The organism is Paenibacillus sp. YAF4_2 (genome assembly GCF_052113225.1).
Taxonomy (GTDB): domain Bacteria; phylum Bacillota; class Bacilli; order Paenibacillales; family Paenibacillaceae; genus Pristimantibacillus.
Genome location: NZ_JBFRCT010000012.1, coordinates 152,392 through 176,142 on the forward strand (window position 1 = coordinate 152,392; position 23,751 = coordinate 176,142).

General features: G+C 43.5%; 24 protein-coding genes. 18 read left to right on the forward strand and 6 right to left on the reverse strand.

All coding sequences use genetic code 11. The annotated features are described in order from the left end of the window. The first annotated feature begins 59 nt into the window (after window positions 1-59). Window positions 60-845 (forward strand): glucosaminidase domain-containing protein, encoded by a 786-nt coding sequence (locus AB4Y93_RS24970; RefSeq protein ID WP_441896066.1) that lies wholly within the window; start codon window positions 60-62, stop codon window positions 843-845. A gap of 21 nt (window positions 846-866) precedes the next feature. On the opposite strand, the gene AB4Y93_RS24975 is transcribed toward AB4Y93_RS24970, so the two are convergent. Together AB4Y93_RS24975 and AB4Y93_RS24980 are read right to left on the reverse strand one after the other, a co-directional pair. Continuing rightward, entirely contained in the window at window positions 867-1,205 is a 339-nt protein-coding gene (locus AB4Y93_RS24975) for a L,D-transpeptidase (RefSeq protein WP_441896068.1), read from the reverse strand. A gap of 94 nt (window positions 1,206-1,299) precedes the next feature. Next, a complete protein-coding gene (locus AB4Y93_RS24980; protein WP_441896070.1) occupies window positions 1,300-1,827 on the reverse strand; it encodes a hypothetical protein in 528 nt (175 codons plus the stop codon). Window positions 1,828-2,003: 176 nt separating this feature from the next. On the opposite strand from AB4Y93_RS24980, the gene AB4Y93_RS24985 reads away from it, so the two are divergent. Both AB4Y93_RS24985 and AB4Y93_RS24990 read left to right on the forward strand, forming a co-directional pair. After that, complete coding sequence (locus AB4Y93_RS24985) at window positions 2,004-3,707, forward strand: hypothetical protein (RefSeq protein WP_441896071.1); 1,704 nt, start codon at window positions 2,004-2,006, stop codon at window positions 3,705-3,707. 646 nt (window positions 3,708-4,353) lie between these two features. Continuing rightward, on the forward strand, window positions 4,354-6,759 hold the full coding sequence (locus AB4Y93_RS24990; protein WP_441896072.1) for an NACHT domain-containing protein: 2,406 nt from the start codon (window positions 4,354-4,356) through the stop codon (window positions 6,757-6,759). Window positions 6,760-7,329: 570 nt separating this feature from the next. Here the strand turns inward: AB4Y93_RS24990 and AB4Y93_RS24995 are convergent. Then, the gene (locus AB4Y93_RS24995) at window positions 7,330-7,839 is read right to left on the reverse strand and encodes a tyrosine-type recombinase/integrase (RefSeq protein WP_441896073.1); all 510 of its coding nucleotides are present in this window, start codon (window positions 7,837-7,839) and stop codon (window positions 7,330-7,332) included. 64 nt (window positions 7,840-7,903) lie between these two features. Beyond that, the gene (locus AB4Y93_RS25000; RefSeq protein ID WP_441896074.1) at window positions 7,904-8,392 is read right to left on the reverse strand and encodes a hypothetical protein; all 489 of its coding nucleotides are present in this window, start codon (window positions 8,390-8,392) and stop codon (window positions 7,904-7,906) included. Between the two features lie 651 nt (window positions 8,393-9,043). Here AB4Y93_RS25000 and AB4Y93_RS25005 point away from each other — a divergent pair. The 4 genes from AB4Y93_RS25005 to coaD all read left to right on the forward strand — a co-directional run bounded on the left by AB4Y93_RS25005 (window position 9,044) and on the right by coaD (window position 12,130). Further along, a complete protein-coding gene (locus tag AB4Y93_RS25005; protein ID WP_441896076.1) occupies window positions 9,044-9,226 on the forward strand; it encodes a hypothetical protein in 183 nt (60 codons plus the stop codon). 24 nt (window positions 9,227-9,250) lie between these two features. Next, a complete protein-coding gene (locus tag AB4Y93_RS25010; RefSeq protein ID WP_441896077.1) occupies window positions 9,251-10,615 on the forward strand; it encodes a hypothetical protein in 1,365 nt (454 codons plus the stop codon). 422 nt (window positions 10,616-11,037) lie between these two features. After that, entirely contained in the window at window positions 11,038-11,628 is a 591-nt protein-coding gene (rsmD, locus tag AB4Y93_RS25015; protein ID WP_441896079.1) for a 16S rRNA (guanine(966)-N(2))-methyltransferase RsmD, read from the forward strand. Further along, a complete protein-coding gene (gene coaD / locus AB4Y93_RS25020; RefSeq protein WP_441896080.1) occupies window positions 11,615-12,130 on the forward strand; it encodes a pantetheine-phosphate adenylyltransferase in 516 nt (171 codons plus the stop codon). The genes rsmD and coaD overlap by 14 nt, the downstream gene beginning before the upstream one ends. On the opposite strand, the gene AB4Y93_RS25025 is transcribed toward coaD, so the two are convergent. Beyond that, window positions 12,127-13,326 carry a nucleoside recognition domain-containing protein gene (locus AB4Y93_RS25025; RefSeq protein ID WP_441896081.1) on the reverse strand — a complete coding sequence of 400 codons (1,200 nt, stop codon included), beginning with the start codon at window positions 13,324-13,326 and terminating at the stop codon, window positions 12,127-12,129. The two genes, coaD and AB4Y93_RS25025, sit on opposite strands and share 4 nt — an antisense overlap. 145 nt (window positions 13,327-13,471) lie before the next feature. On the opposite strand from AB4Y93_RS25025, the gene AB4Y93_RS25030 reads away from it, so the two are divergent. Next, on the forward strand, window positions 13,472-14,521 hold the full coding sequence (locus tag AB4Y93_RS25030; protein WP_441896083.1) for a S16 family serine protease: 1,050 nt from the start codon (window positions 13,472-13,474) through the stop codon (window positions 14,519-14,521). Here the strand turns inward: AB4Y93_RS25030 and AB4Y93_RS25035 are convergent, their stop codons facing one another. Beyond that, window positions 14,522-15,769, reverse strand: coding sequence for a nucleotidyltransferase (locus AB4Y93_RS25035; protein ID WP_441896084.1), 1,248 nt, complete (start codon window positions 15,767-15,769; stop codon window positions 14,522-14,524). Window positions 15,770-15,931: 162 nt separating this feature from the next. Between AB4Y93_RS25035 and AB4Y93_RS25040 the strand changes: the two genes are divergently transcribed. The 10 genes from AB4Y93_RS25040 to rnc all read left to right on the forward strand — a co-directional run bounded on the left by AB4Y93_RS25040 (window position 15,932) and on the right by rnc (window position 23,699). Next, entirely contained in the window at window positions 15,932-16,456 is a 525-nt protein-coding gene (locus AB4Y93_RS25040) for a YceD family protein (RefSeq protein WP_441896086.1), read from the forward strand. Between the two features lie 38 nt (window positions 16,457-16,494). Then, a complete protein-coding gene (rpmF, locus tag AB4Y93_RS25045) occupies window positions 16,495-16,668 on the forward strand; it encodes a 50S ribosomal protein L32 (RefSeq protein ID WP_167280790.1) in 174 nt (57 codons plus the stop codon). 178 nt (window positions 16,669-16,846) lie between these two features. Next, the gene (gene fapR / locus AB4Y93_RS25050) at window positions 16,847-17,419 is read left to right on the forward strand and encodes a transcription factor FapR (RefSeq protein ID WP_167280789.1); all 573 of its coding nucleotides are present in this window, start codon (window positions 16,847-16,849) and stop codon (window positions 17,417-17,419) included. A 158-nt stretch (window positions 17,420-17,577) separates the two neighbouring features. Further along, window positions 17,578-18,570: a phosphate acyltransferase PlsX gene (gene plsX, locus AB4Y93_RS25055; RefSeq protein WP_167280788.1), complete on the forward strand. Its 993-nt coding sequence runs from the start codon at window positions 17,578-17,580 to the stop codon at window positions 18,568-18,570. After that, the gene (locus AB4Y93_RS25060) at window positions 18,570-19,556 is read left to right on the forward strand and encodes a beta-ketoacyl-ACP synthase III (RefSeq protein WP_167280897.1); all 987 of its coding nucleotides are present in this window, start codon (window positions 18,570-18,572) and stop codon (window positions 19,554-19,556) included. The genes plsX and AB4Y93_RS25060 overlap by 1 nt, the downstream gene beginning before the upstream one ends. A gap of 15 nt (window positions 19,557-19,571) precedes the next feature. Continuing rightward, window positions 19,572-20,495 carry an ACP S-malonyltransferase gene (gene fabD / locus AB4Y93_RS25065; protein WP_441896088.1) on the forward strand — a complete coding sequence of 308 codons (924 nt, stop codon included), beginning with the start codon at window positions 19,572-19,574 and terminating at the stop codon, window positions 20,493-20,495. A gap of 36 nt (window positions 20,496-20,531) precedes the next feature. Further along, window positions 20,532-21,281 carry a 3-oxoacyl-[acyl-carrier-protein] reductase gene (gene fabG / locus AB4Y93_RS25070; protein WP_441896090.1) on the forward strand — a complete coding sequence of 250 codons (750 nt, stop codon included), beginning with the start codon at window positions 20,532-20,534 and terminating at the stop codon, window positions 21,279-21,281. 95 nt (window positions 21,282-21,376) lie between these two features. Further along, window positions 21,377-21,610 (forward strand): acyl carrier protein, encoded by a 234-nt coding sequence (locus AB4Y93_RS25075; protein WP_015845065.1) that lies wholly within the window; start codon window positions 21,377-21,379, stop codon window positions 21,608-21,610. Window positions 21,611-21,772: 162 nt separating this feature from the next. Next, complete coding sequence (fabF, locus tag AB4Y93_RS25080) at window positions 21,773-23,014, forward strand: beta-ketoacyl-ACP synthase II (RefSeq protein WP_167280785.1); 1,242 nt, start codon at window positions 21,773-21,775, stop codon at window positions 23,012-23,014. Further along, window positions 23,004-23,699, forward strand: a complete 696-nt coding sequence (gene rnc, locus AB4Y93_RS25085) for a ribonuclease III (RefSeq protein WP_167280784.1) — start codon at window positions 23,004-23,006, stop codon at window positions 23,697-23,699. The genes fabF and rnc overlap by 11 nt, the downstream gene beginning before the upstream one ends. Window positions 23,700-23,751 lie beyond the last annotated feature (52 nt).

A 23,751-nucleotide genomic window follows, 5' to 3' on the forward strand; every position in this document is an offset into this window, starting at 1 on the left:
TCTTCTTCCATAAGCTGGTATATCTCTTATTTTGTGTGATAGGAAAGGAGGAAGAAGGAATGTCACTATTATCAAGATCGCAATTTATAGCGGCACTTGTTCCGACGGTATGGCAGGTACGGCGTGAGGGTTCAACGATTTTCCCATCTCTTCGAATTGCGCAGTGTATGCTGGAGACAGGCGTCGTTATTCACCCTTGGTATAACTTAGGGAGAATTAAAGTGGGTGGAGGCAAACCCAATGCTTACTGGCATGGAGATGCGGTGGTGAGAGGAACCTGGGAGGTTGTTGATGGCAGGAATGTAAGCATGAATGCAGCTTTCCGAGCTTATAGCAGTGTGTATCATTTTATGAAAGACCAAGATCTGCTCTTCGCAACACCTCGCTATATCCGTGTCCGGGCAGCTGTTACACCAGAGCAGCAAGCCAATATGCTGTATGTAAGCCAGTATGCGACAGATCCATCTTACCCGAATAAATTAATTTCTCTGATCAACCAATATTCGCTGAAGCAATATGACAATGCTTTTGCCTCTGCTGTTTCTACTACCATGTTTAGAACCTCAAAAATGATTCCTATTCTTATGGACGGACTTGTCGTTGCTGTTGGTTATTATGATGCAGGGACAACCTGGGTTGCTGCTCGGGCGTTAGGTGAATCATTAGGTGCAGTTATTGACTGGCAGATGGGAAAGGTTACGGTCAACGGGCAGGGGCTGGATTCGAGATTGGATATTTCGACAGGGTATGTAGCGGTGAGGGACCTCGCTGCAGCATTGAATAAAAAGGCCGTTTGGGAGCAGGCGACCCAGACCGTCACGTTAAAAGCGGCAGATCTCCCGTAAGAGGAGATTGCCGCTTTTTTTTCATGGCCGGATCGTGACTCTTGTTCCAACGGGAGTTAGAGCTGATAAAGCGAGTACGTCCTCATTATACATTCGTATACAGCCATGGGAGACGTATCCTCCGATTGAGGAAGGATCATTGGTTCCATGAATGCCGTAATGCGGCTTGGACAGCCCCATCCATAACACGCCAAATGGTCCGCCCGGGTTCTCTTGTTTATTAATGATCATATATTCGCCGGATGGCGTCTGAGTAACTATCCGTCCTATGCCAACGGGATAGGAGTGCACCACGACATTTCCATCCAGTAAATGAAGCATTCGGTCCGACAAATCTACAATGATACGATACACAGGCATGCTCACCATCACCCCTTGCTGAGGTTTGTACGTCCCTGAGTATCATATGTCGCACTGCGTAGTAGAGGTGTGGGTTGGTGTCTGACTGACGGAATCAAGCAATTACTTTCTGCTCGCTGCGACGAATAATAAACGTATAATACCCAATGTAGTAGGCAACCAGGAGGAAGAAAGTGATCGCTGTAAGTGGATCATTCGTGTAATGCTGAAGCTCAGCAGTGTCACTGGTCATGGCAGGATTGACAGCTGTTGGGCCGCCATTTCCGACCATGTCGACAACCCGGAATGCAACCCGTCCGATGAATAGTAGGATAACTAACGTCTCAATTCCGATATGTGTCCGATAAAATAACGAGTTGTCACGCAGCTCAAATCTACTGTGCTTAATGGCAAAATAGGCAATGACAGCACCGCAGGCGATACCTAACGCATCGGATAGGTAAATGGCTGGATGAGAATACCCGGTAGCAAGCAGAAGAATTCCAATTACACTAAAAAGACCGATTCGAAATCTCAACCTGCGAGGCTGGAAGGGCTGAAAGCCAATTGTTCGTTTGAAGCGTCTGTACATCACGAAAAGGATGATGAGAAGGGGAATTAAATAGCTTCCGATGTTATCCATAACCGTATATAAACCTCCTAACTAAATGAATTGGTAATGTAACTATATACCAAAACTAGTGTGATTGCAGTGGGAAAATCAAGTGTCTTTACAGGATTTTAGTAGGAGGAATAGAATAGTTAACTTTGGTAAACAAGCCTTTAATAAATTGAACTTATCTAATCGGGGGTAGTAAGGTGAGGATGATAGTTAGTTTATTTCTTGTTTTATGTTTGGCATTTACAAGTACGACGACTTATGCCGCTGACAGTTATATGAAAGCTACGGGTTTGATTAGTTCGATCAAGTTAAATGGAGAGCCTGCCCAGTTGGATGGCCTTACGATTCAAGGGAGCAATTATTTCAAGCTTCGTGATCTAGCCGCTGCTTTCTCAGGGACATCTAGTCAGTTCGATGTTAGCTGGAGCAGCGAGCACAATGCGGTGGAAATACATACGGGCAAACCATATTCCGTTGCAAAAGATGATGACGATCCATTTTTCCGATCTAATATGAACTACATGGTCAAGCCGACAGACTCCACGCTGTTTGTGGACGGGAAAGCCGTACCTATTCAGGCTTACAATAAGGAAGGAAGTAATTATTTCAAATTAAGAGATTTGGGTAAGTTAATCCCTTTTGAAGTCAGCTTCAACGGAGTGGAAAACGAGATTTTGCTGTTTTCGAATCTAGCAGACAACTCCTATCGAGTAACAACGGCATTTGCTGCTCCTGACAATACCGTTTCGTCTAGGTATCCGCGATGGAAAGAAACAATAAAATCTTACCTTACTCATAATGATGATGGTACGGTCAGCGTGATTGAAGAGAAAGAAAATAAAGTCACCATTGAAACGTATGACAGTCAATATCGTCTTGTTGCTCAAAAAAGGTTTGATAACGAGCTTCCGTTATTCGGCGGATTTTATAGCGATGCAAAAAGTTATTATGTCGCCTATGGTCAAGAAAACCATGAAGAAAACGATAATAAGGAAGTTATCCGTATCGTTCGTTATGATAAGAGCTTTAATCGGATAAGCAGTGTATCTGTAAAGGGTGGAGAGAGCTTTACTACAGTTCCGTTCGACGCTGCTGCTGGAAGAATGACCGAGAACGGTGATACGCTAGTGTTTCACACTTCCCGCGAAAGGTATACGACGGAGGATGGGTTAAATCATCAATCCCAATTGACCATTATTGTCGATACATCCAAGATGAAGGTAATCAATGATCTCGGACGATTCCAAAGCAATCACGTTAGTCATTCATTTGATCAATATGTACTTTTTGATGGCAGTGATCTTGTTCTTCTGGATCATGGGGATGCCTATCCGCGCTCGATCGTTTTACATAAAGGCGACGGAACGACTTACGAAGAAACGGATCTGTTTAAAATCCCTGGTGCTATAGGTGCAAATACGACCGGTGTTTCGATTGGCGGGTTTGAGATGTCGGCATCCAATTATATTACCACTATGAACACGATCGATCATTCTAAGGTGATTGAATACACTTCATACGAAATGAAAGGTTTACCTGTGGATCGCAGAGATATCATTCTGACGCTTCTGCCCAGGAGCAATATGCAAGCCAGCGCAGTAAAAACAGTAAAGGTCGCCTCTTATACAACTAGTGAGTTGTTCGCATCCATTCCAAAGCTGGTCAAGATCAATGATGACAAGTTGATTGTGATGTGGCAGGAGTTTACTAAAGAAGGCAAGCCATCTGGTTTAAAATATGTTTATATTGACGGGAATGGCAATGTGCTTGGAGCTATTCAGAGTCTTGATCATTTTCTGTTGTCTGATAGTCAGCCTATTGTCATTAACAATCAAGTCGTGTGGTATGTGAACGTAGATGGTATCAGGGCTTTTTATGTGATTCCAACTGTCGCTAAATAAACGAATAGAATAACAGGCAAAAAAATCGGACGCTCATTTCTGAGCGTCCTTTCATGGGAGACGAGAGAAAGTCCTTTAGGTTGAGAAGTGAAAGTCGCGTAATATCAAGGATTTCTAGCTCCGTTCTCATGTATAAAATTGGTGAGAATAGACTGTTTACGGGAAATTGGTGGACAATTGGTGGACTAATTGGAACTAGATTAAACTAGTATAGTTAGACGAATGTAGAAGAGAATTGTCGACGTTGCAGTACAAGTTTGTTAAACTAAAGGGCAGGAAATTCCAATATATAGTAACATAAAGTTATCTTAAAATGAGGAGTGAAGGAGCCTTTGGGAATTCTCATATTGATATTGATAATTGGTTTTATATGCGTTATCAGTTATCTCAGAGCAATTCACATTTCTCTACAACAAATAATAAAAAATAGAGATGTGGATAATTACAAGTGATTGTCGCTTAGCTAACTGGGATCTTTATCTGAAAAACAACAACATTTGCTGAAATGTACTTTTACTTAATTAAGGTTCGAAAAACACTACATTGCTTAGATTTCGTTCAGTATTTTGTAGGATGTAGGACTTTTGAAGGAGAATAAGGATTTATGTAGAATTATCCATTTATTAATGATTTATAGGGGGATATTATGGTTTTTGTTGAGTCAGTTGGTTCCAAAGTTCTGGCAGGGACAATCGTAGAGATTATTAAACGTACTGGTATGAAATTTCTGGAGAAAGACAAAACATTTGATCTCTTACAAGAGATCGAAGCGAGGATTTCATCTACACTTTTAGAAAATGAATGTAGTGGTTTGCATTCTTATATGAAATTGTCAAGTACAATTAACTACATTCATAACTATATAAGATTATTACCTTTCAAAGACTTTAATAAAACACAAACAAATGAATATGTAACGTCTTCTGAATTTATTGGAATTCTTACACTAGAAGCAATTGATCATATCCGGCTTGGACAATACAACATTCCAGTTCAAAGAACGATTGAAAATTTTTTTGCCGACCTTCTTGCAGTAATTGAAGAGAATTTGGTAATGGAAATCCCGGGAGAACTTGCAATTATACCCTACATTATAACAAAAAATGTAGAACAAATGATCCGCGCGTTTCGTGAAAGCAGTGCAGCATCTTCAAATATGATACCTAATTATGAAGAGAAAAGACAGGAATATCTAAATAATGTAAAACATGTATTTGCAAAGAATCATGTTCCAGGAGTAGACATACTGGATTTTGATGATTATTATATTTATCCCCAATTCATTTATTTTAATCAAGGTCATGATAGCGAGCATTTTCATAATTATAGTGATCATGATAAAAGAGAAACGATTGAATGGACGGATATATTCCTAAGATCTAACCTTATTTCGATTGTTGGAGGACCTGGTTATGGAAAAACATTGTTTTTAAAAAATCTAGTAGTTAATTCAGATAAGTTGAATATTAATAACCCTGAAAAGTATTTACCCATTTACTGTAACTTAAAAGATTTTACAGAAAAGAAAAAGAACTTTAAAGGATTTTCATTTAAAGATTTTCTAATAGAATCAATGATAGACTATACCGGTGTAGACATTGGTTCAGATATGCTTACCTACTTTTTGGCTCGTGGTGAGTGTCTTATTTTCTTAGATGCACTAGATGAAGTTGATTCGCTAGAGAGACAAAAATTTTCTAACCTAATTATAAGTTTTTATAAAAATTCTAATAACAATAATAAACTTTGTATTACAACAAGGGACAGAAGTTTAATCCCAGAAACACCGATTGTCCTCAAGGTTAAACCAATTGAAGAAGATGATGTTATTGAATATTTAAAATTAATGGTACGGATTGAGGAGTTTAGAGAGATTGATATTAATCATTTTATTCAACAAACCAGACATTTAATTGATAAAAAGTTTCTAGCCAACTTCCTCACAGTAGCTTTAATGGTTAAAATATATAAAGCAGATAGAAAAATTCCTGATAATAAAATCGAACTTTTTGATAAATGTGTAAATTATACTGCAAAGGAAAGAGAAAGAGATAAAAATGTAGGCTTTGATTTTGAAAAGATGGGATCGATAATAAATAATGATGTAACATTTGAAAAACTTGCAGACTTAAGCAAACGAAATAACAGAGAGGTTAGCAGATCTACTATAATAGAGAATTTATCAGATGTCTTTAGAGGTGCATATAGAGATAAGAATGATGCTTCTAATGCGATAGAACATTTTCTGAATTTCTGTAAAGATAGAACTGAGCTTTATATTCAGGGAATGAAAGAGGATCATTTTAAATTTTTTCATAGATCCTTCTTTGAATTTTTCTATGCAAAACATATGGTGAAAAATATTAATGGTTCCGTATCTTTATTTAATGAGCTTTATAAATTCAGCTCAGATTCAGAACTCCATGAGTTATTGATTTCTTATTTAAAGAATTACAACTATAACAAATATCAAAAGTTAATAGACGTAGTAATTGATAAGTTTGAAAAATCATCAGATTCACGTACTACACAATTAGCCCTAGACTTTGTTGAATTGTCTGATGAATTCAGTCATAAAGAAAAATTATACAACCTTCTTTTTGAGAAAGATAAGTTACGTGAAATTAGAATGTTAACAGCTCCTGTTAGTAACTTGAATAAAATATTAGATTCCATGACAATTTTTGAAGACTTCATTGAGAAATTAATAGAGAAATATTCAGATGAATTACTTCAAGCAATGGTTTTAGTGGTGTTACATTGGCATACAGATAATAATTTATATAACTATCAACAGTCTGACCAGATTGTCAGATCTATTTGGTTTTCTGATACATTAATGAGTAAGAGAAATGAAAAAATAGTAAACTTTGTAAATGGTTTGTCATTTGATACATTCATCATTAAGGCAGGGGTTATAGAAAGAATGGAGTTTGATGAGTCGCACGAACTTAAATTTCACCAACTCGATAATGATGAGATGTACAGTATTTACGAGAAGATTAAGTTAGGGAAATTCTATAATGAAGAAGTTGATAAAATTTTTGAATAGTAAGTTCGACCATTCAGAGGAACACCCAGAATCAGAGAGTATATCAAAGATCTGATCCTCTTTGAACGATCGGTTTGGTTAGATATGGCGGGAAATGAATGCAACGGGAAATTGCATACGAGCTTAGAGCGGGGATTACTATAATGGTTTTTTTGATATAAAAAATTATGAAGATGGTGTCATATACGAAGGTGCATAATACTTTGTTCCACTACCATGAAAGAACGAATTAACTTTAATGATCTGTGGTGCACAATGAGATGCATGGATGGCTAACGGGAGACGTTAGTGAAATTTACTGTGGAGGATTAAACGTGCATATTTTCCAGGTTTGTGGATTCAAAAGACTCGAAACATTCCAGTATTATGACACTGGGTACCTACTTTTGTAAGTTGTGACTGCTGTGATTTTGAGTCATGCCTTGATGATATGGATCAAGGATATATGTTTGAGACATATCGAGAGAAGTGGATTAACGGTGGAGCCCTGTGGTCATGGACAAAAACAAAACCAGATGGATGGAATAAAGAAATGGCTTATCAACAATTAAGAAACATAAAGTCATTGGGCTAACGGGAGACGATAGTCGAATAAACAATCTGTGCGGATTCCGGCAAAATATCCGTTGACCGTTTGACTGTGTTTGCCTTAGAATTGGTTTCATTTAGAAACGACAATTCATATCTATTTAAGAGGTTACCACTAGCCCATTGATCAGGGATCTCACTCAGTTCTGCTTCTCGCTCAGCGTGTAATAATCGTAATTCAGTAAGGACAGATTCAGATAACGCGATCTTTCGCGGTTTACCATTTTTAGGAGCTTTGATAACAGGTTCACCAACCTTCATATGAGGGATAGCCTGTGTAATGTATAGATGTCTTAACTCCAGATTGATTTTAGACCACTCTAGCCCGGCAATCTCGCTACGACGCATACCGGTGGTGACTGCTAAAGTAATGATTGTTCTGAACTGCAGAGATTCTCTAGAGAGGGCTTCAAACAATTGCTTTATTTCCGTTTCATTATAAACCTCCATTTCTTTTACATCATCCTCTTTCGGTTTCTTAATTCCTCTCATAGGATTATCCACTATGACTTTCCATTCGACTGCTTTAGTAAAGATGCTCTTTAAGACACGATAGTTATAGACTAAACTGGCTGATTTTAAAGGGCCGGAGCCATCCAGTCTGGCGTTTGGTTGGCGAAGAGAGTCCAAGAAATTCAGAATGTGCATCGTGGTGATTTGTTCCATATATAAATGACCAAAATAAGTGGATCTCCGTCTCCAAAGTAGTTTCAATATCTGATATTGAAAGCATTAGACGTTGAATATTACATAATTCAAGATGATGACTGGATCCCTTCATTGTTTTCGTTATGTATTTCTCCAGTGATGGAAGGTATATACCGAATTGATTTTTCTTATCCGGATGACGCACATAAACATTGTCAGGGACAGTTAATGCTAATACCTCTGATTCAATCTCTTCGAAAGTAAACCGCTCAAATGGTGTTTCTAAATCAATATAGATCGTTTTACTCCAGTCGAAGGAGAAGTGATTAATCATCATCCAAAGCGGAAAAAGTAGATTGTTCTCGGTATCTAGGTCATATAGTACTGAAATTTTCATTGGGTATAGGTTACTCCTTTTTTGTTCTCTAGCTGCTTATTCAACTGACCGAGAAACTTACGCGTACTTCATAGCAGAAGGAGAGAATGCTGCGCGTAGGTTTTGATCCTGACGTTCCTTATTAATGCGTCCAAGGATTTGCTTGATGCAAGCTAGGTGGCATAGTTCATGGAAAAATGCGAGACGCTGCTCGTATTCTTCAAAATGAAAAAATGATTTTGGTTTCGCCTTCAGTATAAGCAATGAATGTATTGAAGATGGTAGCCATTTTATCGATATTAAGATCAGAAGCAGTATAAACACCATTTTCTTTATAAACTTTATTGATCCTATCCTCCATATCAGTTGGTTTGTATAACTCAAGATTGAAAAAATGCATGTGTATTCCTCTTAGGTAAGCTATATTCATCATCAGTCAAAGACTGGTTATTCATTAATAATCACCTCAATGATGATCATGTACAGAATACTTGTTCTCATCAAGTATTAGGAATATATTAAAATTGCACGAATTCAGGAGTCCAAATCACGCCTGATTTATATATCTATGCTGATGTTCCTGAAGGAGGAAGGATTTTATTTGCTAATACTATGATAGAATTGCTATAGTAAAATATTGTATATGATCATATTTTGCTTGGGGGTAATTATATGGATTTTTCAAGTTTCTTTAGCGATGTAAGCTCTGGAATTGTTCTGATGCTAATTTCGTTTTTCATAGGGGGAGCCTGTGGAGTAGGAGGTACTTTTCTTGTAGTTAATAAAAATAAAACGACCCAAAAGATTAATCAACGCGGCGGAGAAGGAAATCGAGCGAGTATTCACAATAAATAGTGATTCGTAGCAGGGGGGTGAATCATGGTGTTTGGATTATCAAAAATGAAGAACAAAATCCTTCAATTCGGAGGAAGTGGGAACACTTCGTATATAGATAATCGCCAACTAACAGTAGTCAATACGATGCATGAGCAGTTTGCACGGATGAAGATGAATGGCGATTACGAGGGAATAGCTAAATTTATGTTGGATTTTAGTCGACAGATAGAAACAACTCATCCTCTTTATCCAGATTACCGTTATAAAGTTCAGGAAACTAGTCGGGGGCTGTTTTTCTATCACGAACCATTAAACCCTGATGCTGCCGAGCGTTTACCCTTAAGCTATAATATTTCTCTAAGAGTAAAAAAAGATGCTCATAGTGGGAATAAATCACTCGGTGAACTATTTCAAACTGCTATGATTAGACAACAAAATATAGAAATAGATGTTTTATCCCTGCAAGCATTAATCGGTGGTAGACCGGTAGATACGCCGCTTCTTCAAGACCATATTGAAGGAAACGAGTGGGTGATAGCTCCTCCGGAACGTCCTGAACCCTTAAAATTATCTCTAATTGTCACAACGCAATCTGGGGATACAGAAACCATACTCCCTTATATCGAGTTGGGTATTACTGATCTTGATGAGGAGTTTAAATGTTATGTATTAAATAATAATAGACAAATAAGGGCCAAAATTTTTATTGAGATGCGCATACCAATGGAGTGGAGTTATGATGAATATGGTCGTGCACGTGGAACATCGAATCTTAAGCTAAAAATCAACCCGCTTTTTGAGAAAGATGTAGAAGCTAACTTCCGATTTTTGAAATTCTTTAATCATTCAGAAAGCGCGGAAAAAATCACTTTTATGAATCTAGAAACTAACTCTTACTTTTTTGTTGCAGATCGATTCCAATTGGAGCCAGTCTCTTCGGATCTAGGAGAAAACCTGCGTATACTGGAACAACTGTATGCACTGGAACAGTATTTTAATGTCCAGTTTTGTCTTCCCAACGATAAGATGACTGCAGATGATCGGAAAAACATCAAGATTTTAGACTGCATCCGAACTAAAAATCCAATTAAATTTGTAATCAATGATATTAAATTGCAGGTTGAAGGAAAACAAGGATTAAAGAACCTATTTGAAAAAGTCAAAGACGGTAAAATTAATGGTTTATCATTAGTTCAAGAGAAAGATGGTTCTTATGGACTTGATGTATTAGGTACACGTGTTTCATTACCTTTTTTGAAAGATGAAATTGTACCTAAAGAACTTCGAGTAAAGAATATCAACGCTCTTCGTAGGAAGTTGGAGAGCACTGCTGATGATGAGGTGGTTCCTATAGAATTAATTCCTCTCGGAGATCGTGAAGTACAACAATGGTACAGATTGCCTTGAATGGATTGAAGTAACCCTGCGGTAGAACCCACTAAATAAATCACGTACCATTTAACAGGTACGTGATTTTCTTTTGGTGGACAATTGCTGGACAAATATATTCAACTCGCAAATTCAAAATAGATAAAATACCTATAGAATATGGGATTACCAAAAAAAATCGGACGCTCATTTCTGAGCGTCCTTTCATGGGAGAGGAGAAACCGGACGAAGAGCTTATGGGGAAACGTAAGTCTTCTCCGCGGTTGTCTACGGCATCTTCCGACGCCGATGATTTTATTTTGTCCGCTTTGTGGGGGATTATACATTTTGCGGAAAAAAATAATTATTGCCCTTTCACAAGCAGCTTTCAGGTGCCTTTATAATCCAAGGGAAAGTGTGGTACGATAGGCATCGACAGTAGAGGAAGGGAGCAATATGCAGTGAGAGTCATTGCGGGAGCGGCAAAAGGCCGCACGCTAAAGGCGGTACCAGGTATGAATACGCGACCTACGACCGATAAGGTGAAGGAAGCGATATTCAGCATGATTGGACCGTTTTTCGACGGTGGACTAGCGCTTGATTTATTCGCAGGCACCGGTGGACTCGGTATAGAAGCTTGGAGCAGAGGCATCGAGCGGACGATCTTTATCGACCGAGAAAAAATAAGTATCGATATTATTAAATTAAATACCGAAGCGGCAGGAATGGGAAGACATGCGGAGATATATCGTAACGATGCAGATCGGGCTGTTAAGCTGCTGGAAAAGCGCGGCATTGCCTTTTCGATCGTATTTCTCGACCCGCCTTACCGCTTAATACATATGGACGAGCTTATCGTAGATATGGCGCAGCGATCTTTGCTGGAAGATGGGGCAACGATTGTTGTAGAACATGATGCTGGTCATGAATATCCGGATCATATTGAACATTTTACATTGCTGAGAAAACAAAAATATGGCGATACGGCTGTGACTCTATACCGTTATTCGCCTGGCAGCGCAGATGGAGGAAATACCGATGCAAATGAATGAGCATAGCAGCCGTGTAGCTGTATATCCTGGGAGCTTTGATCCGCCAACATTAGGTCATCTTGATATCATCCGCCGCTCGGCGAAGCAGTTCGATCACTTGATTGTCGCGGTGCTTAACAATACGAGCAAAAGTCCAATGTTTACTGTAGATGAGCGCAAAGAGATGCTGCAGGAGATAACAAGCGATATTCCTAATGTGACGATCGACAGCTTCCGAGATCTGCTGGTTCGATTTATGAAATCTCGCAAGGCGAATACGATTGTGCGTGGTATCCGCTCCGTTACGGACTTTGAGTATGAGCTGACGCTTGCATCAACCAATCAATTGCTGGATGACGAGATTGAAACAATCTTCATGATGACGAATCCAAAATTCTCATATCTTAGCTCCAGTATCGTGAAGGAAATCGCAATGTTTGGCGGATCGATATCTGTGCTTGTTCCTCCTCCAATCGAGCATCGTCTGGTTGAAAAATATAAAGAGAAGCAAGCAAAGGGCTAACGTTTATCTCGAGGCGAGATAACTCTTATTGCAGCGAATATAATAGCAAGAACGGCCGCGGCCGTCAGCGTATACGGCCAGATCGACGGGAGGCCAAGTGCGGTGACGGCCTCGTATGCGTTGGACGGACGATTCAAGGTGATACCATCCTGAAGCATAGCTGCTGTTGCATCCGTTAACTGACTAGGCAGCGAAGTCATGACGGTCTGGACGGGCTCCCACAACAAGAGGGCTAAAACAGCAGCATGTATAGCGTGAAGGAGCTTGACGCCAATAAGAGGCATCAGCTTCAAATCGGTGCCCGTAATGGCATAACCAGCTTGAAGCAGGGCGCTTATGCCGCTCCAAGCAAGAACGGCAGCAACGGCGGCGACACTTACTGCGGTGCTTACGCCCGGACCTTGCCATATAGCAGCCGCGTATGCGCCGATATGGCTCTCTAGCAAAGCAGGCAATACCAGCTCTGCCATCCCACTTGGCAGAGCATGAACGATAAGCGGCAGGGCTAATCTGGCTACCACGGAGGCGAAGATCATGAAGCCGCCAACGATAAGAAGCTTCTGCACGCCAAATGATACCGCATCTCCAAGGGCCTTGCCGAAGCTGCGTCCATCACGGTCATGGCTTGTCACAATAGCGTTAGCCGCATTGTCGAGCAAGCTTGTCTTCTGATGACTCAAGCTTTTAGCTCGGCGTTCCCCAAATAGGGAGATCCATAATGCTGTGCATAGGGCAGACAACCATACAATAACAGCTATAAACAGGCCAAGCTCGGGACGATGCAGGAAGCCTGCTCCAATGACAACCAGCATAAATAGTGGATTCGGCATATGAGAAAGGGCAAGCAGTCTTTGCCCTTCGCTTCTTGTGACAAGATTATCACGGCGCAAAGTCGCAGTTGCTTCTGCACCAGCTTGATGCCCGGACAACCACCCTAATAAAAGAGGCAACGCAGCTTCTCCCGGCAATTTGAACAGCCCTCGCATGATCGGTCTAAGGAGTACGCCAAAGCCATGAATGAGGCCAAAGGCCGCAATCAGCTCGAATAGCACAAGGAAGGGCAAGAGGCCAGGGAAGACAATATTCCACCAAATGGTCAGCCCCTGCAGAGAAGCTTGAAAGGCTTCATCCGGCTGACGAATGATTGCAGCGACCAGCAGAATGGAGATCGCTGCATATAGAATTGTGCGAGCCATATATTCATCAACTCCAATAAGGCGGATTTTTCGATTAAGTCAGGGGATTATTCGGACAAACCGTGGTCTTTTCCATTGTACGCGCCTAGTCAAAGGGATAGACCATTGTCCATCAAGGAGGTGATATGTCATAAAAGGGTTTCGATTGAGCGGAAGGACAAGGCAAGCGTTTGGAATTGTTCTTATCGCCGTGATGCTATGGGTTATTATTTATGCACCAACTCCATTAGTTATCTATGAACCGGGAATCGCGTTCGACACAAAGCCGCTCGTGCAGCTAGGCTCGGGTGGTGAACAAGCAACCCAATCGATGGAAGCGGGGGAGCGTGGTGCCTTTCTATTAACCACGATCAAGCTGACGGATGCCAAGTATTGGCAGGTTATTGAAGCAGCATGGAAAAAGGATTTTGCTGTTTACAGCAAAGATTCGGTGATGAAGGGGAAGTCGGAGAAAGACTATCTTGATCAAATGACCCTCGATATGCTTGCTTCACAGAACTCTGCAATCGAAGCGGCTTATATTTATGCAGGGATTCCTTATACAACGAGTACAGAGTTAGTTATTGATGGTATTGAAGGTGTTTCGAATGACTTTCAGATAGGAGATCGTATCATTCAGGTTGAGGGTCAGAAAGTGAGTAGCGTTGAGGGACTACAGTTTGCAATCAAGGAGTCAAATGAAAGAGATCTGGTTTCTTTGGTCATCCAAAGAAATGAAAAGGTCATTCCAGTTAAGATTCCCTTCCGACAAATTGAAGCGAATGTTTCAGTTGCTTTAATGGGATCTGTACCAGGTGGAATCATATTAGGCGATTTGCATGAAGTGCACCCAACCGAACCATCCAATCAGATTACAATAAAAGCCGAAGATATCGGAGGTCCGTCCGCCGGTCTGATGTTCACGCTGCAATCTCTTAATTTATTGTTGGATAAAGATTTGACGGAAGGGCTTCGAATTGCAGGAACCGGTACGATTTCTGCCGATGGAAGAGTGGGGGGGATCGGGGGCATTACATACAAAATTGTAGCCGCACACCAAGCAGGTGCTCAGCTATTCCTGGCTCCGGAAGTGAATTTTGCAGAAGTAACGGCCAAAGTAAAAGAACTTCACAGCGAGATGAAGGTTGTACCTGTCACCTCGCTGGAAAACGCAATAACCGCAATTCAAGATGCTGCAACTAGCTATTTTAAATAATTAATCAATCATAATCGGCTTGTCCGTAAAATCTCGAAACATCGCAGCTGCGGATGTGTGACCAGGCTGTGCCAGCATATAAGCTGCTGTAGCCTGTGTATCAAGCTCGAGGTACCGAGATTGTACGGGAGACCTTGCAGCGCTTAAGAGGACAGGCAGTGTTGCCTCAGAGCGCATCCGGCGCAGCAGCTGTTGTCCTTTCGTTGTAAAGCCCAGCACTCGAATATATTCAACCCCGGCTGCCAGCTTCTCAGCTGTAAAATCTTCTTTCTTATGATGGAGCAGAATAGAAAGAAGAGCTCGCTGCAGCTTGGTTCTGGTGTAACGTTTGGTCTTTAAAGTTTCTAGAAGAGGTTCGAAGCCGATCTGATCGAGCTTTGGCAGTGTATTAAGAAGACGATGCTCCAGCCCTTCCATGATCTCGCGATAACCTGAGAGCTGTTCAGGCGTCTGTGTAACGGCAGTATGGATGAGTTGCTGAACAAAGTTCGCCCAGCTTACAGGACTTTTTCCTGCTGCCCACTCCCGTTCCATGACTTCATAAGTTGTAGCGGGAACAAGAGGGCGGCTGTCGCCAAGCTCGCCGCCTTCAAGCAGCAGTTTACGAATTGCCGTTGCGCTTGCAATGGCATGGTCTGTGACCGTTGTTTGACCGTATTCCGATTTCTCTCGTCGTATAGTGTGCGGCTCCATCTTGCCCTTGATCCGTTCCAGAGCAATGAGGTAATGAAGTCCTAAGGTATGGTTGGGCTGCGCATAAGGGAAGGCCGCTGCTTCATGATTACCGATAGAAGTTAGATAGGATGCAACTGCCGAGCTGTATGCGCTCGGATAGCTGATGCCGCTCTCCAAGGCCTCACGTAGCATAAGCTGGAATTCGGGCGGCTCATGGGCGATCAATCGTGCCGCCTGTTGCAGCGCTTCGATCTCTCCGCTCTCTGTACCGAAGCAGAACGCATCCACGACGCCTGTAGCTTCAAGCAGAGAGACAGCGCCGTAGGCGAACCATTCTGCTGCTTGAGTAGCATAGGCAGTGGGCAGTTCAATGACAAGGTCGCAGCCGCCGTGTAGTGCAGCTTCCGTCCGTGCCCATTTATCCATAACGGCCGGTTCGCCTCGCTGCAGAAAATGTCCGCTCATGACGGCGACAACGGTGTCGGCTTGTGCTATTTTGACCGATTCCCGTAAATGATATTGATGACCGTTGTGAAATGGGTTATACTCAACAATTAGTCCTACTGTGCGCACTGAGACATCTCCTAGCTTTTCGTTGGATATATGTCCCATCATAGCACAGGGCCGCTGTTTTATTCATGAAGATACGGGAGAAAAGATGAAAAACAGCGTGAAAATGTTGACAAAACCTCTCGTTAATAGATATAATAATTTTTGTTTGTTTGGGGTGATCTCATGCAGTTTCATGTACAAGAAACGATGTCCAAAGGTATCAAGGCAAACATTGATGAGAATCTGGATGTGTCCGATTTATTTAAGGATAGATCAGATGTCGTCAGTACCGGTCCGCTTCATGTGTCGCTTCAGGTGACAGGCAATGAAGGCTCGATTACTGTCGAAGGCGAATTGACCATTGATTGGGAGCTCGCTTGCTCGCGTTGTCTTGACCCAGTGAAGCTTCATTCGAAAATTCCTGTCTATGATCAGTTTAAGCCAGCGGCCGTTGAGGACGGGGAAGAAATTGAGCAGGACGAGGATGACGACATTATTGCGGTATCAGGGGACAGGCTGGATTTGAAGCCTTATGTGGAAGAAGTGCTTCAGCTGTTCATGCCGTTCGCTCCGTTATGCAGTAATGATTGTAAAGGGCTGTGCCAGAATTGTGGACAGAACTTAAATGAACAAAAATGCAGCTGCAATACGGATCGAATTGATCCACGTATGGCAGTGCTCAAGGATTTATTCAAAGACGAACAATAATGAATGACCGATTGATTTTATGAMGGAGGTGGGAAACAATGGCAGTACCACAAAGAAGAACGTCCAAAACTCGCCGCGACAAACGTCGTACGCATTTCAAACTGGCAGTACCAGGTATGGTAAAATGCGAGCAATGTGGAGAGCTTAAACTGGGCCACCACGTATGCAAAGTGTGCGGATATTACAAAACAAAAGAGGTTATCTCCCAATAATCTCGGGTTTTCCCACAATAGCACTTCATTACGATGAGGTGCTATTTTTTTATGTCCGTTGCCTGTATAAGCTTTTTTTTATATACTTAATTAGTACCAGGTTATAATATCAGCCATCATTCGAGTAAAATTAGACATGGGTTACAATACTGTTAAGGTGGTGCCGGAGATCGAACGAATGCCTAAGCGACAGCGGCATCAGCTGCTCGCTCAATTGATAGATGAAAACCCGTTTATGACGGATCGTGAGCTAACCAGACATTTGAAAGTCAGCATACAGACGATACGGCTAGACCGGATGGAACTGGGTATTCCAGAGCTGCGTGAGCGAATGAAGCTGATGGCTGAGCGTTCGTATGATTCCGTTCAGTCTTTGCCGTTGCATGAAGTAATTGGTGACATTGTAGATTTACAACTGGACAAAAGCGGAATATCGATATTCGAAATTCGTGAAGAGCATGTTTTCTCACGTACGGGTATTGCCCGGGGCCATCATGTGTTTGCCCAAGCAAACTCGCTGGCGGTTGCTGTTATTGAAGATAAAATCGCCTTGACGGTTACAGCGGATATTCGCTTCATAAGACCGGTCAAGCTTGGTGAGAAGTGTATTGCAAAAGCTTATGTACGTTCGATATCCGGCGAGCGCCACAAGTCAAAGGTGGAGCTCTTCACTTATGTAGGGGATGAAATGGTGTTCCAAGGGAACTTCGTCATTTACCGATCCACAGGTGATGGAGAGAACGAAGCATAGGCTTTTATGAAATATAAAACGATAGTATAAGTTTCTCTATACTATGCTTATATTTCGCCCGCGAAACGACTGCTGCTCCTCCTAAGGACGACGCAGCCGTTTACGCTGAAGTTTAGCTTTACCTGTTATGAGGGTAGAGTTTTTGGGAGGAAAAAGACATGCGGATCGCCATAGATGCGATGGGAGGCGACCACGCTCCGAGCCTCATTGTGCAGGGAGCGATGGATGCTGCGGCGGAGTGGCCGGATACGGAATTGGTTCTTGTTGGCGATAAGGCGGCTATTGAGCCGCTGCTCAACGGAAAGAAACCGGCCAACGTGACGTTATGCCATACGGATGAAGTGATCGGTCCGGATGAAGAGCCGGTCAAAGCGGTTCGTCGAAAAAAAGGCTCGTCGATGGTAGTTGCCGGGCAGCTTGTACGTGAGAAGCATGCAGACGCGATGATCTCTGCTGGTAATACAGGAGCCCTTATGACAACGGGGCTGCTCGTAGTAGGCCGGCTTGAAGGCATCGAACGTCCGGCGCTGGCACCTATGCTGCCTACAATGGATGATATCGGCGTCCTTGCGCTTGATCTTGGGGCTAACATGGATGCGAAGCCGGAGCATTTGCTGCAATATGCAATAATGGGCAGCATCTACCGTACGAAGGTGCATGGTTTGGATAACCCGCGTGTAGGGCTGCTGAACGTAGGTACCGAAGAACGGAAAGGTAATGAATTGACCAAAGCTGCTTATGATCTGCTTGAACAGGCACCGATTAACTTTATCGGCAATGTGGAAGCACGAGACTTGCTTAATCGCAGCTGCGACATACTTATTTGTGACGGCTTTGCGGGGAATATTATGCTTAAGGCGATTGAAGGTACAGCAGGTACATTGATGACTTACCTGAAAGAAGCCTTTGGCGAATCGTTTATGACGAAGATTGCGGCAGCCATTATGATGCCTAAGCTTCGGAGTCTGCGAAAGAAAATGGATTACAAGGAACATGGGAGTGCTCCGCTGCTTGGATTGAATGGACTAGTGATGAAATGTCATGGTTCATCCGATGCATTAGCTGTAAAAAGTGCTATTCGACAAGCGCGAGTGGCTATAAAAGCACAGCTGACTGAGTCGATTGCAGTGGAAATAGGCGGGAGGTCATGATGAATTTACATCCTGTAGGCATTATTGGTACGGGCAAATACGTTCCCGACCGAATTTTATCGAATCAAGAACTTGAACAAATGGTGGAAACAAACGACGAGTGGATCGTAACGCGTACAGGTATTCGTGAACGCCGTATGGCAGCTCCGGAGCAGGCAACGTCAGATCTGGCTTACCAAGCATCACTCAAAGCCATTGAAGCAGCAGGGATAACGATTGAGGATATTGACCTCATCATCGTATCGACAATTACTCCGGATATGTTCTTCCCATCCACAGCATGTCTCCTGCAGGAGAAGCTTGGAGCGAAGAAAGCAGCAGCCTTTGATCTGTCCGCAGCATGTTCTGGATTTATCTATGGTCTTGCGACCGCTTCGAATATGATTGCAACTGGCATGTATAAGCATGTGCTTGTCGTTGGTGCTGAAACCTTATCTCGTATTACCGATTACACAGACCGCAATACATGCATCCTGTTTGGTGACGGAGCTGGAGCAGTCGTGCTTGGCCAAGTGCCGGAAGGCCGTGGCTTCAAGTCGTTCGAGCTTGGCGCTGATGGCGGCGGCGGCGAACTGCTGAAAGTAAGCGGCGGCGGATCGCGCTTGCCTGCTTCTGCAGACAGTGTGAGTTCTAAGCAGCATTACATTCACATGGCAGGCAATGATGTATTCAAATTCGCAGTACGGATTATGGGCGGAGCAGCTGATGAAGCCCTTCGCAAAGCAGGCATGAGCAAAGAGGATATCGACCTGTTGGTGCCGCACCAAGCTAATGTCCGCATTATTCAATCTGCACTTAACCGACTCGATCTTCCAGAAGAGAAGTGTATGATTAACTTGGACAAATACGGCAACATGTCGGCTGCTTCTATTCCGGTTGCACTTGCTGAGGCTTTTGAGCAAGGGCGAATTAACGAAGGCGACTGTCTTGTATTTGTTGGCTTCGGAGGCGGTCTTACTTGGGGCGCATCCGTATTGATCTGGTAACGGAGGGAACTTAAGTTGAGTAAAATAGCATTTGTATTCCCAGGCCAAGGCGCTCAGGCGGTTGGCATGGGTAAAGATGTATACGAGGCATTCGAAAGCTCGCGTACCATTTTTAATCAAGCAGACGAAGCCCTTGGCTTCAAACTTAGTGAGATTATTTTTGAAGGACCAGATGATCAGTTGAAGCAAACGGCTAACACTCAGCCTGCTCTGCTGACTGTCAGTGTGGCTTTGCTGCAAGCGTTGGAAGGCCGCGGGTTCAAACCGGATTACGTAGCTGGTCACAGTCTAGGGGAGTACAGTGCACTGGTAGCTGCTGGCGTTCTGTCATTTGCAGATGCAGTTCGTACGGTTCGTGCTCGCGGCGAGTTTATGGAACAAGCCGTCCCAGGCGGTCAAGGTGCTATGGCTGCAGTACTTGGTGCAGAGCGTGGCGTTCTGGCTGAGCTTTGTGCCAAGATCACAGAAGAAGGAAATACGGTTGAACTGGCGAATGTAAACTGTCCGGGTCAAATTGTTGTTTCTGGTTCTGCAGCAGGTGTTCAAGCGGTTGTTGAGCGCGGCAAAGAAGAGGCCGTTGCGAAACGTGTTATTCCGCTCGAAGTAAGCGGCCCGTTCCATTCGTCCCTGATGAAGCCTGCAGCAGATAAGCTGTCCGGCGTTCTTTCGGAAGTGTCGATGAATGATGCGGCCGTACCTGTCGTTGCGAATGTAACGGCAGCTCCGGTAACAGCGGCAGCTTCGATTCGTAATCTTCTGGTCGAGCAGGTTTATTCACCTGTTCTGTGGGAAGACAGCGTTCGCTATTTGATCGAGCAAGGCGTAGATACTTTTGTAGAAATTGGCTCCGGTGCGGTTCTGGCTGGCTTGATCAAGAAAATCGACAAGAATCTTCGCGTTATCTCGGTTAACAGCCTTGCAGCTTTAGAAGCACTGTAGGGCACCGTTTCACGCAAAACTTGGAGGAGGTATACCATGTTTGCTAGTCTTGAAGGCAAAAAAGCGCTTGTAACAGGTGCATCCCGCGGCATTGGCCGTGCGATTGCCCTTGCACTTGCGGAAGCCGGTGCGGATGTAGCTATTAACTACTCAGGCAGCGAAGCTGCTGCTGCGGAGACAGCTCTAGCTGTTGAAGCGCTTGGACGCCGTGCTATTGTGCTGAAAGCCAACGTCGGCAAAACCGACGAATTCGATGCAATGGTCAAAGAAGTTGTTGATCAATTTGGCTCGATTGATATTTTGGTGAATAACGCTGGCATTACAAGAGATAATTTAATTATGCGTATGAAAGAAGAGGAATTTGACCAAGTTATTGAGACGAACTTGAAGGGTGTCTTTAACGGGATCAAAGCGGCAACGCGGCCTATGATGAAGCAGCGTTCCGGACGCATTATTAACATCTCTTCTGTTGTTGGCGTGCTCGGAAATCCGGGTCAAGCGAATTATGTAGCAGCGAAAGCAGGCGTCATTGGCTTGACCAAATCAAGTGCACGTGAGCTTGCTTCACGCGGGATTACCGTTAACTGTATCGCACCAGGCTTTATTCAAACGGATATGACTGACAAGCTTTCTTCTGAAATGAAGGATTCCTTGTCCGCGCAAATTCCGCTTGCTCGCCTTGGTTCGGCAGAAGACATTGCTGCGGCAGTACGCTTCCTAGCATCTGATGCTGCGTCTTATATGACGGGACAAACCGTTCATATAGACGGTGGTATGTACATGTAAGGATTATCAATAAGCATGCTCGCTGGATTTAGCGCGGTTATGTATGGCATTTTGTCTTGAATTCTCGTATAATACCCTAGGAGGAGGTGAATCGGATGTCCGAAGTAGTAGAACGTGTAAAACGTATCGTCGTCGACAGACTTGGCGTAGACGAAGCGGAAGTCACGCTGGAAGCTTCCTTCAAAGATGACCTCGGCGCTGACTCTCTTGATGTCGTTGAGTTGGTCATGGAATTGGAAGATGAGTTTGACCTGGAGATCTCTGATGAAGATGCAGAGACGATCACCACGGTGGGAGAAGTAGTAAATTACATACAATCTCATACGTAAGGAAAAGAAGTGGTCCCGTTGTAATAAACGGGACTTCTCTCCATCTGAGGCACTTAAATTATCATGATATTATGAATGAGCATGAATAGCTTGCACGCTTTTTTATATATAGAAGATGTGATGTACGCATCTAAATTGCAGTCCACTCGAGGTGAATCTTAAATGAAGCAAAGAGTTGTTGTTACCGGCATGGGGGTCATTACCTCGCTAGGTGCAGACCTGGAGCAGTTCTGGGGGAATTTGATGGAAGGAAAATCAGGCGTATCGCATATCGAAGCGTTTGATGTCTCTGAATATCCAACCCAAATTGCAGCCGAAGTGAAGAACTTTAATCCCGAAGATTATAATCTTGATAGAAAAGAAGCTCGTCGTATGGACCGTTTCGTTCAATTCGCGTCTGTAGCGAGTATGAGTGCAGTAAAAGATGCTGGACTAGAGATCGGTACTAACGTTGATCCGGAACGTGTAGGCGTTATCGTCGGCTCTGGTATCGGCGGACTTGGTACATGGGAAGATCAGCATAACATTTTGCTGGAGAAAGGTCCTAAGCGCGTAAGTCCATTCTTCATTCCGATGATGATCGCGAATATGGCTTCCGGGCAAGTATCGATGCTGACTGGTGCGAAGGGTCCGAACAGTACAGCGGTTACCGCTTGTGCAACAGGTACTCACTCGATCGGTGATTCCTACAAAATGATTCAACGCGGAGATGCAGACGTGATGATCTGTGGCGGCGCAGAAGCAACAATCCGGCCTACAGGTCTTGCAGGCTTCTGCTCAATGCGTGCGATGTCCGTTCGCAACGACGAGCCTGAGAAGGCAAGCCGTCCGTTCGACATTGACCGAGATGGTTTCATTATGGGCGAAGGTGCAGGCGTAATGATTCTGGAATCACTTGAACATGCACAGCAGCGTGGTGCTCGTATCTATGCCGAAGTTATCGGCTACGGCATGAGCGGCGATGCTCATCATATGACAGAGCCTGATCCAGACGGTGCTGCTCGTTGTATGGTGAAAGCATTAAAAGATGCTGGAATTGAGCCTGAAGCGATTGATTATATCAACGCACATGGCACCTCGACTCCAGTAGGTGACCGTTCGGAAACAACCGCAATTAAGAAAGCCTTTGGCGACCATGCTTATAAACTGGCCGTTAGCTCCACGAAATCGATGACAGGCCATTTGCTTGGTGCTGCAGGCGGTGTGGAAGCGGTCATCCTTGGTCTTACGCTCCAGAACGGCATTATTGCTCCAACCATTAACTTGGAGAATCAAGATCCTGAGCTTGACCTCGATTATGTGCCAAACAAGCCTCGTAAAGCAGATGTCAAAACGGCACTGTCCAACTCGTTTGGCTTCGGCGGTCATAACGCGACGATTGTGATGAAAGTCTATGAAGCGTGATTCCATTAATGAGCTGCAGACACGTCTGCAGCTTCGCTTCAAACAGCTGAAGCTGCTGAAGCAGGCATTTACTCATACTTCCTATGTGAATGAACATAAACATGGGACGATCGAGCATAATGAACGTCTGGAATTTCTAGGTGATGCTGTTCTGCAGCTGCTCGTATCGGAATATCTGTTCTCTGCTTATCCGAACCGTCCGGAAGGTGAGCTTACGCGCATGCGTGCATCTGTCGTATGCGAGCCTTCGCTTGCACAATTCGCAGAGCGGCTGGAGCTTGGTGCTCATATACAGCTCGGAAGAGGTGAAGAGCAGCTCGGAGGAAGACAACGTCCTGCCTTGCTCGCCGATTTGTTCGAAGCGTTTGTTGGTGCGATTTTCTTAGATGCCGGTATTGAGCGGACAAGAGCTTTTCTGGAGACGCATATGTTCCCATATATTGAGTCTAATGATTACGGCCTGCTGGTGAAAGACTTCAAGTCTAAACTGCAGGAGCGTGCTCAGCACAAAGGGCTTGGAGCGGTTGAATATCGGATAATGGAAGAGCGTGGACCAGCTCATGACCGTGAGTTTGTCGTTGAAGTATGTATTGGAGAAATTCCATACGGAAACGGAAGCGGCAGAACGAAGAAGGAAGCGGAGCAACGGGCTGCATCTGTAGCCTGGCAGTCGCTGACGGAATAGTATAGCAAGGCCTTAGGAATGGCAGTACAAGATTACTCTTGTATTGCCATTT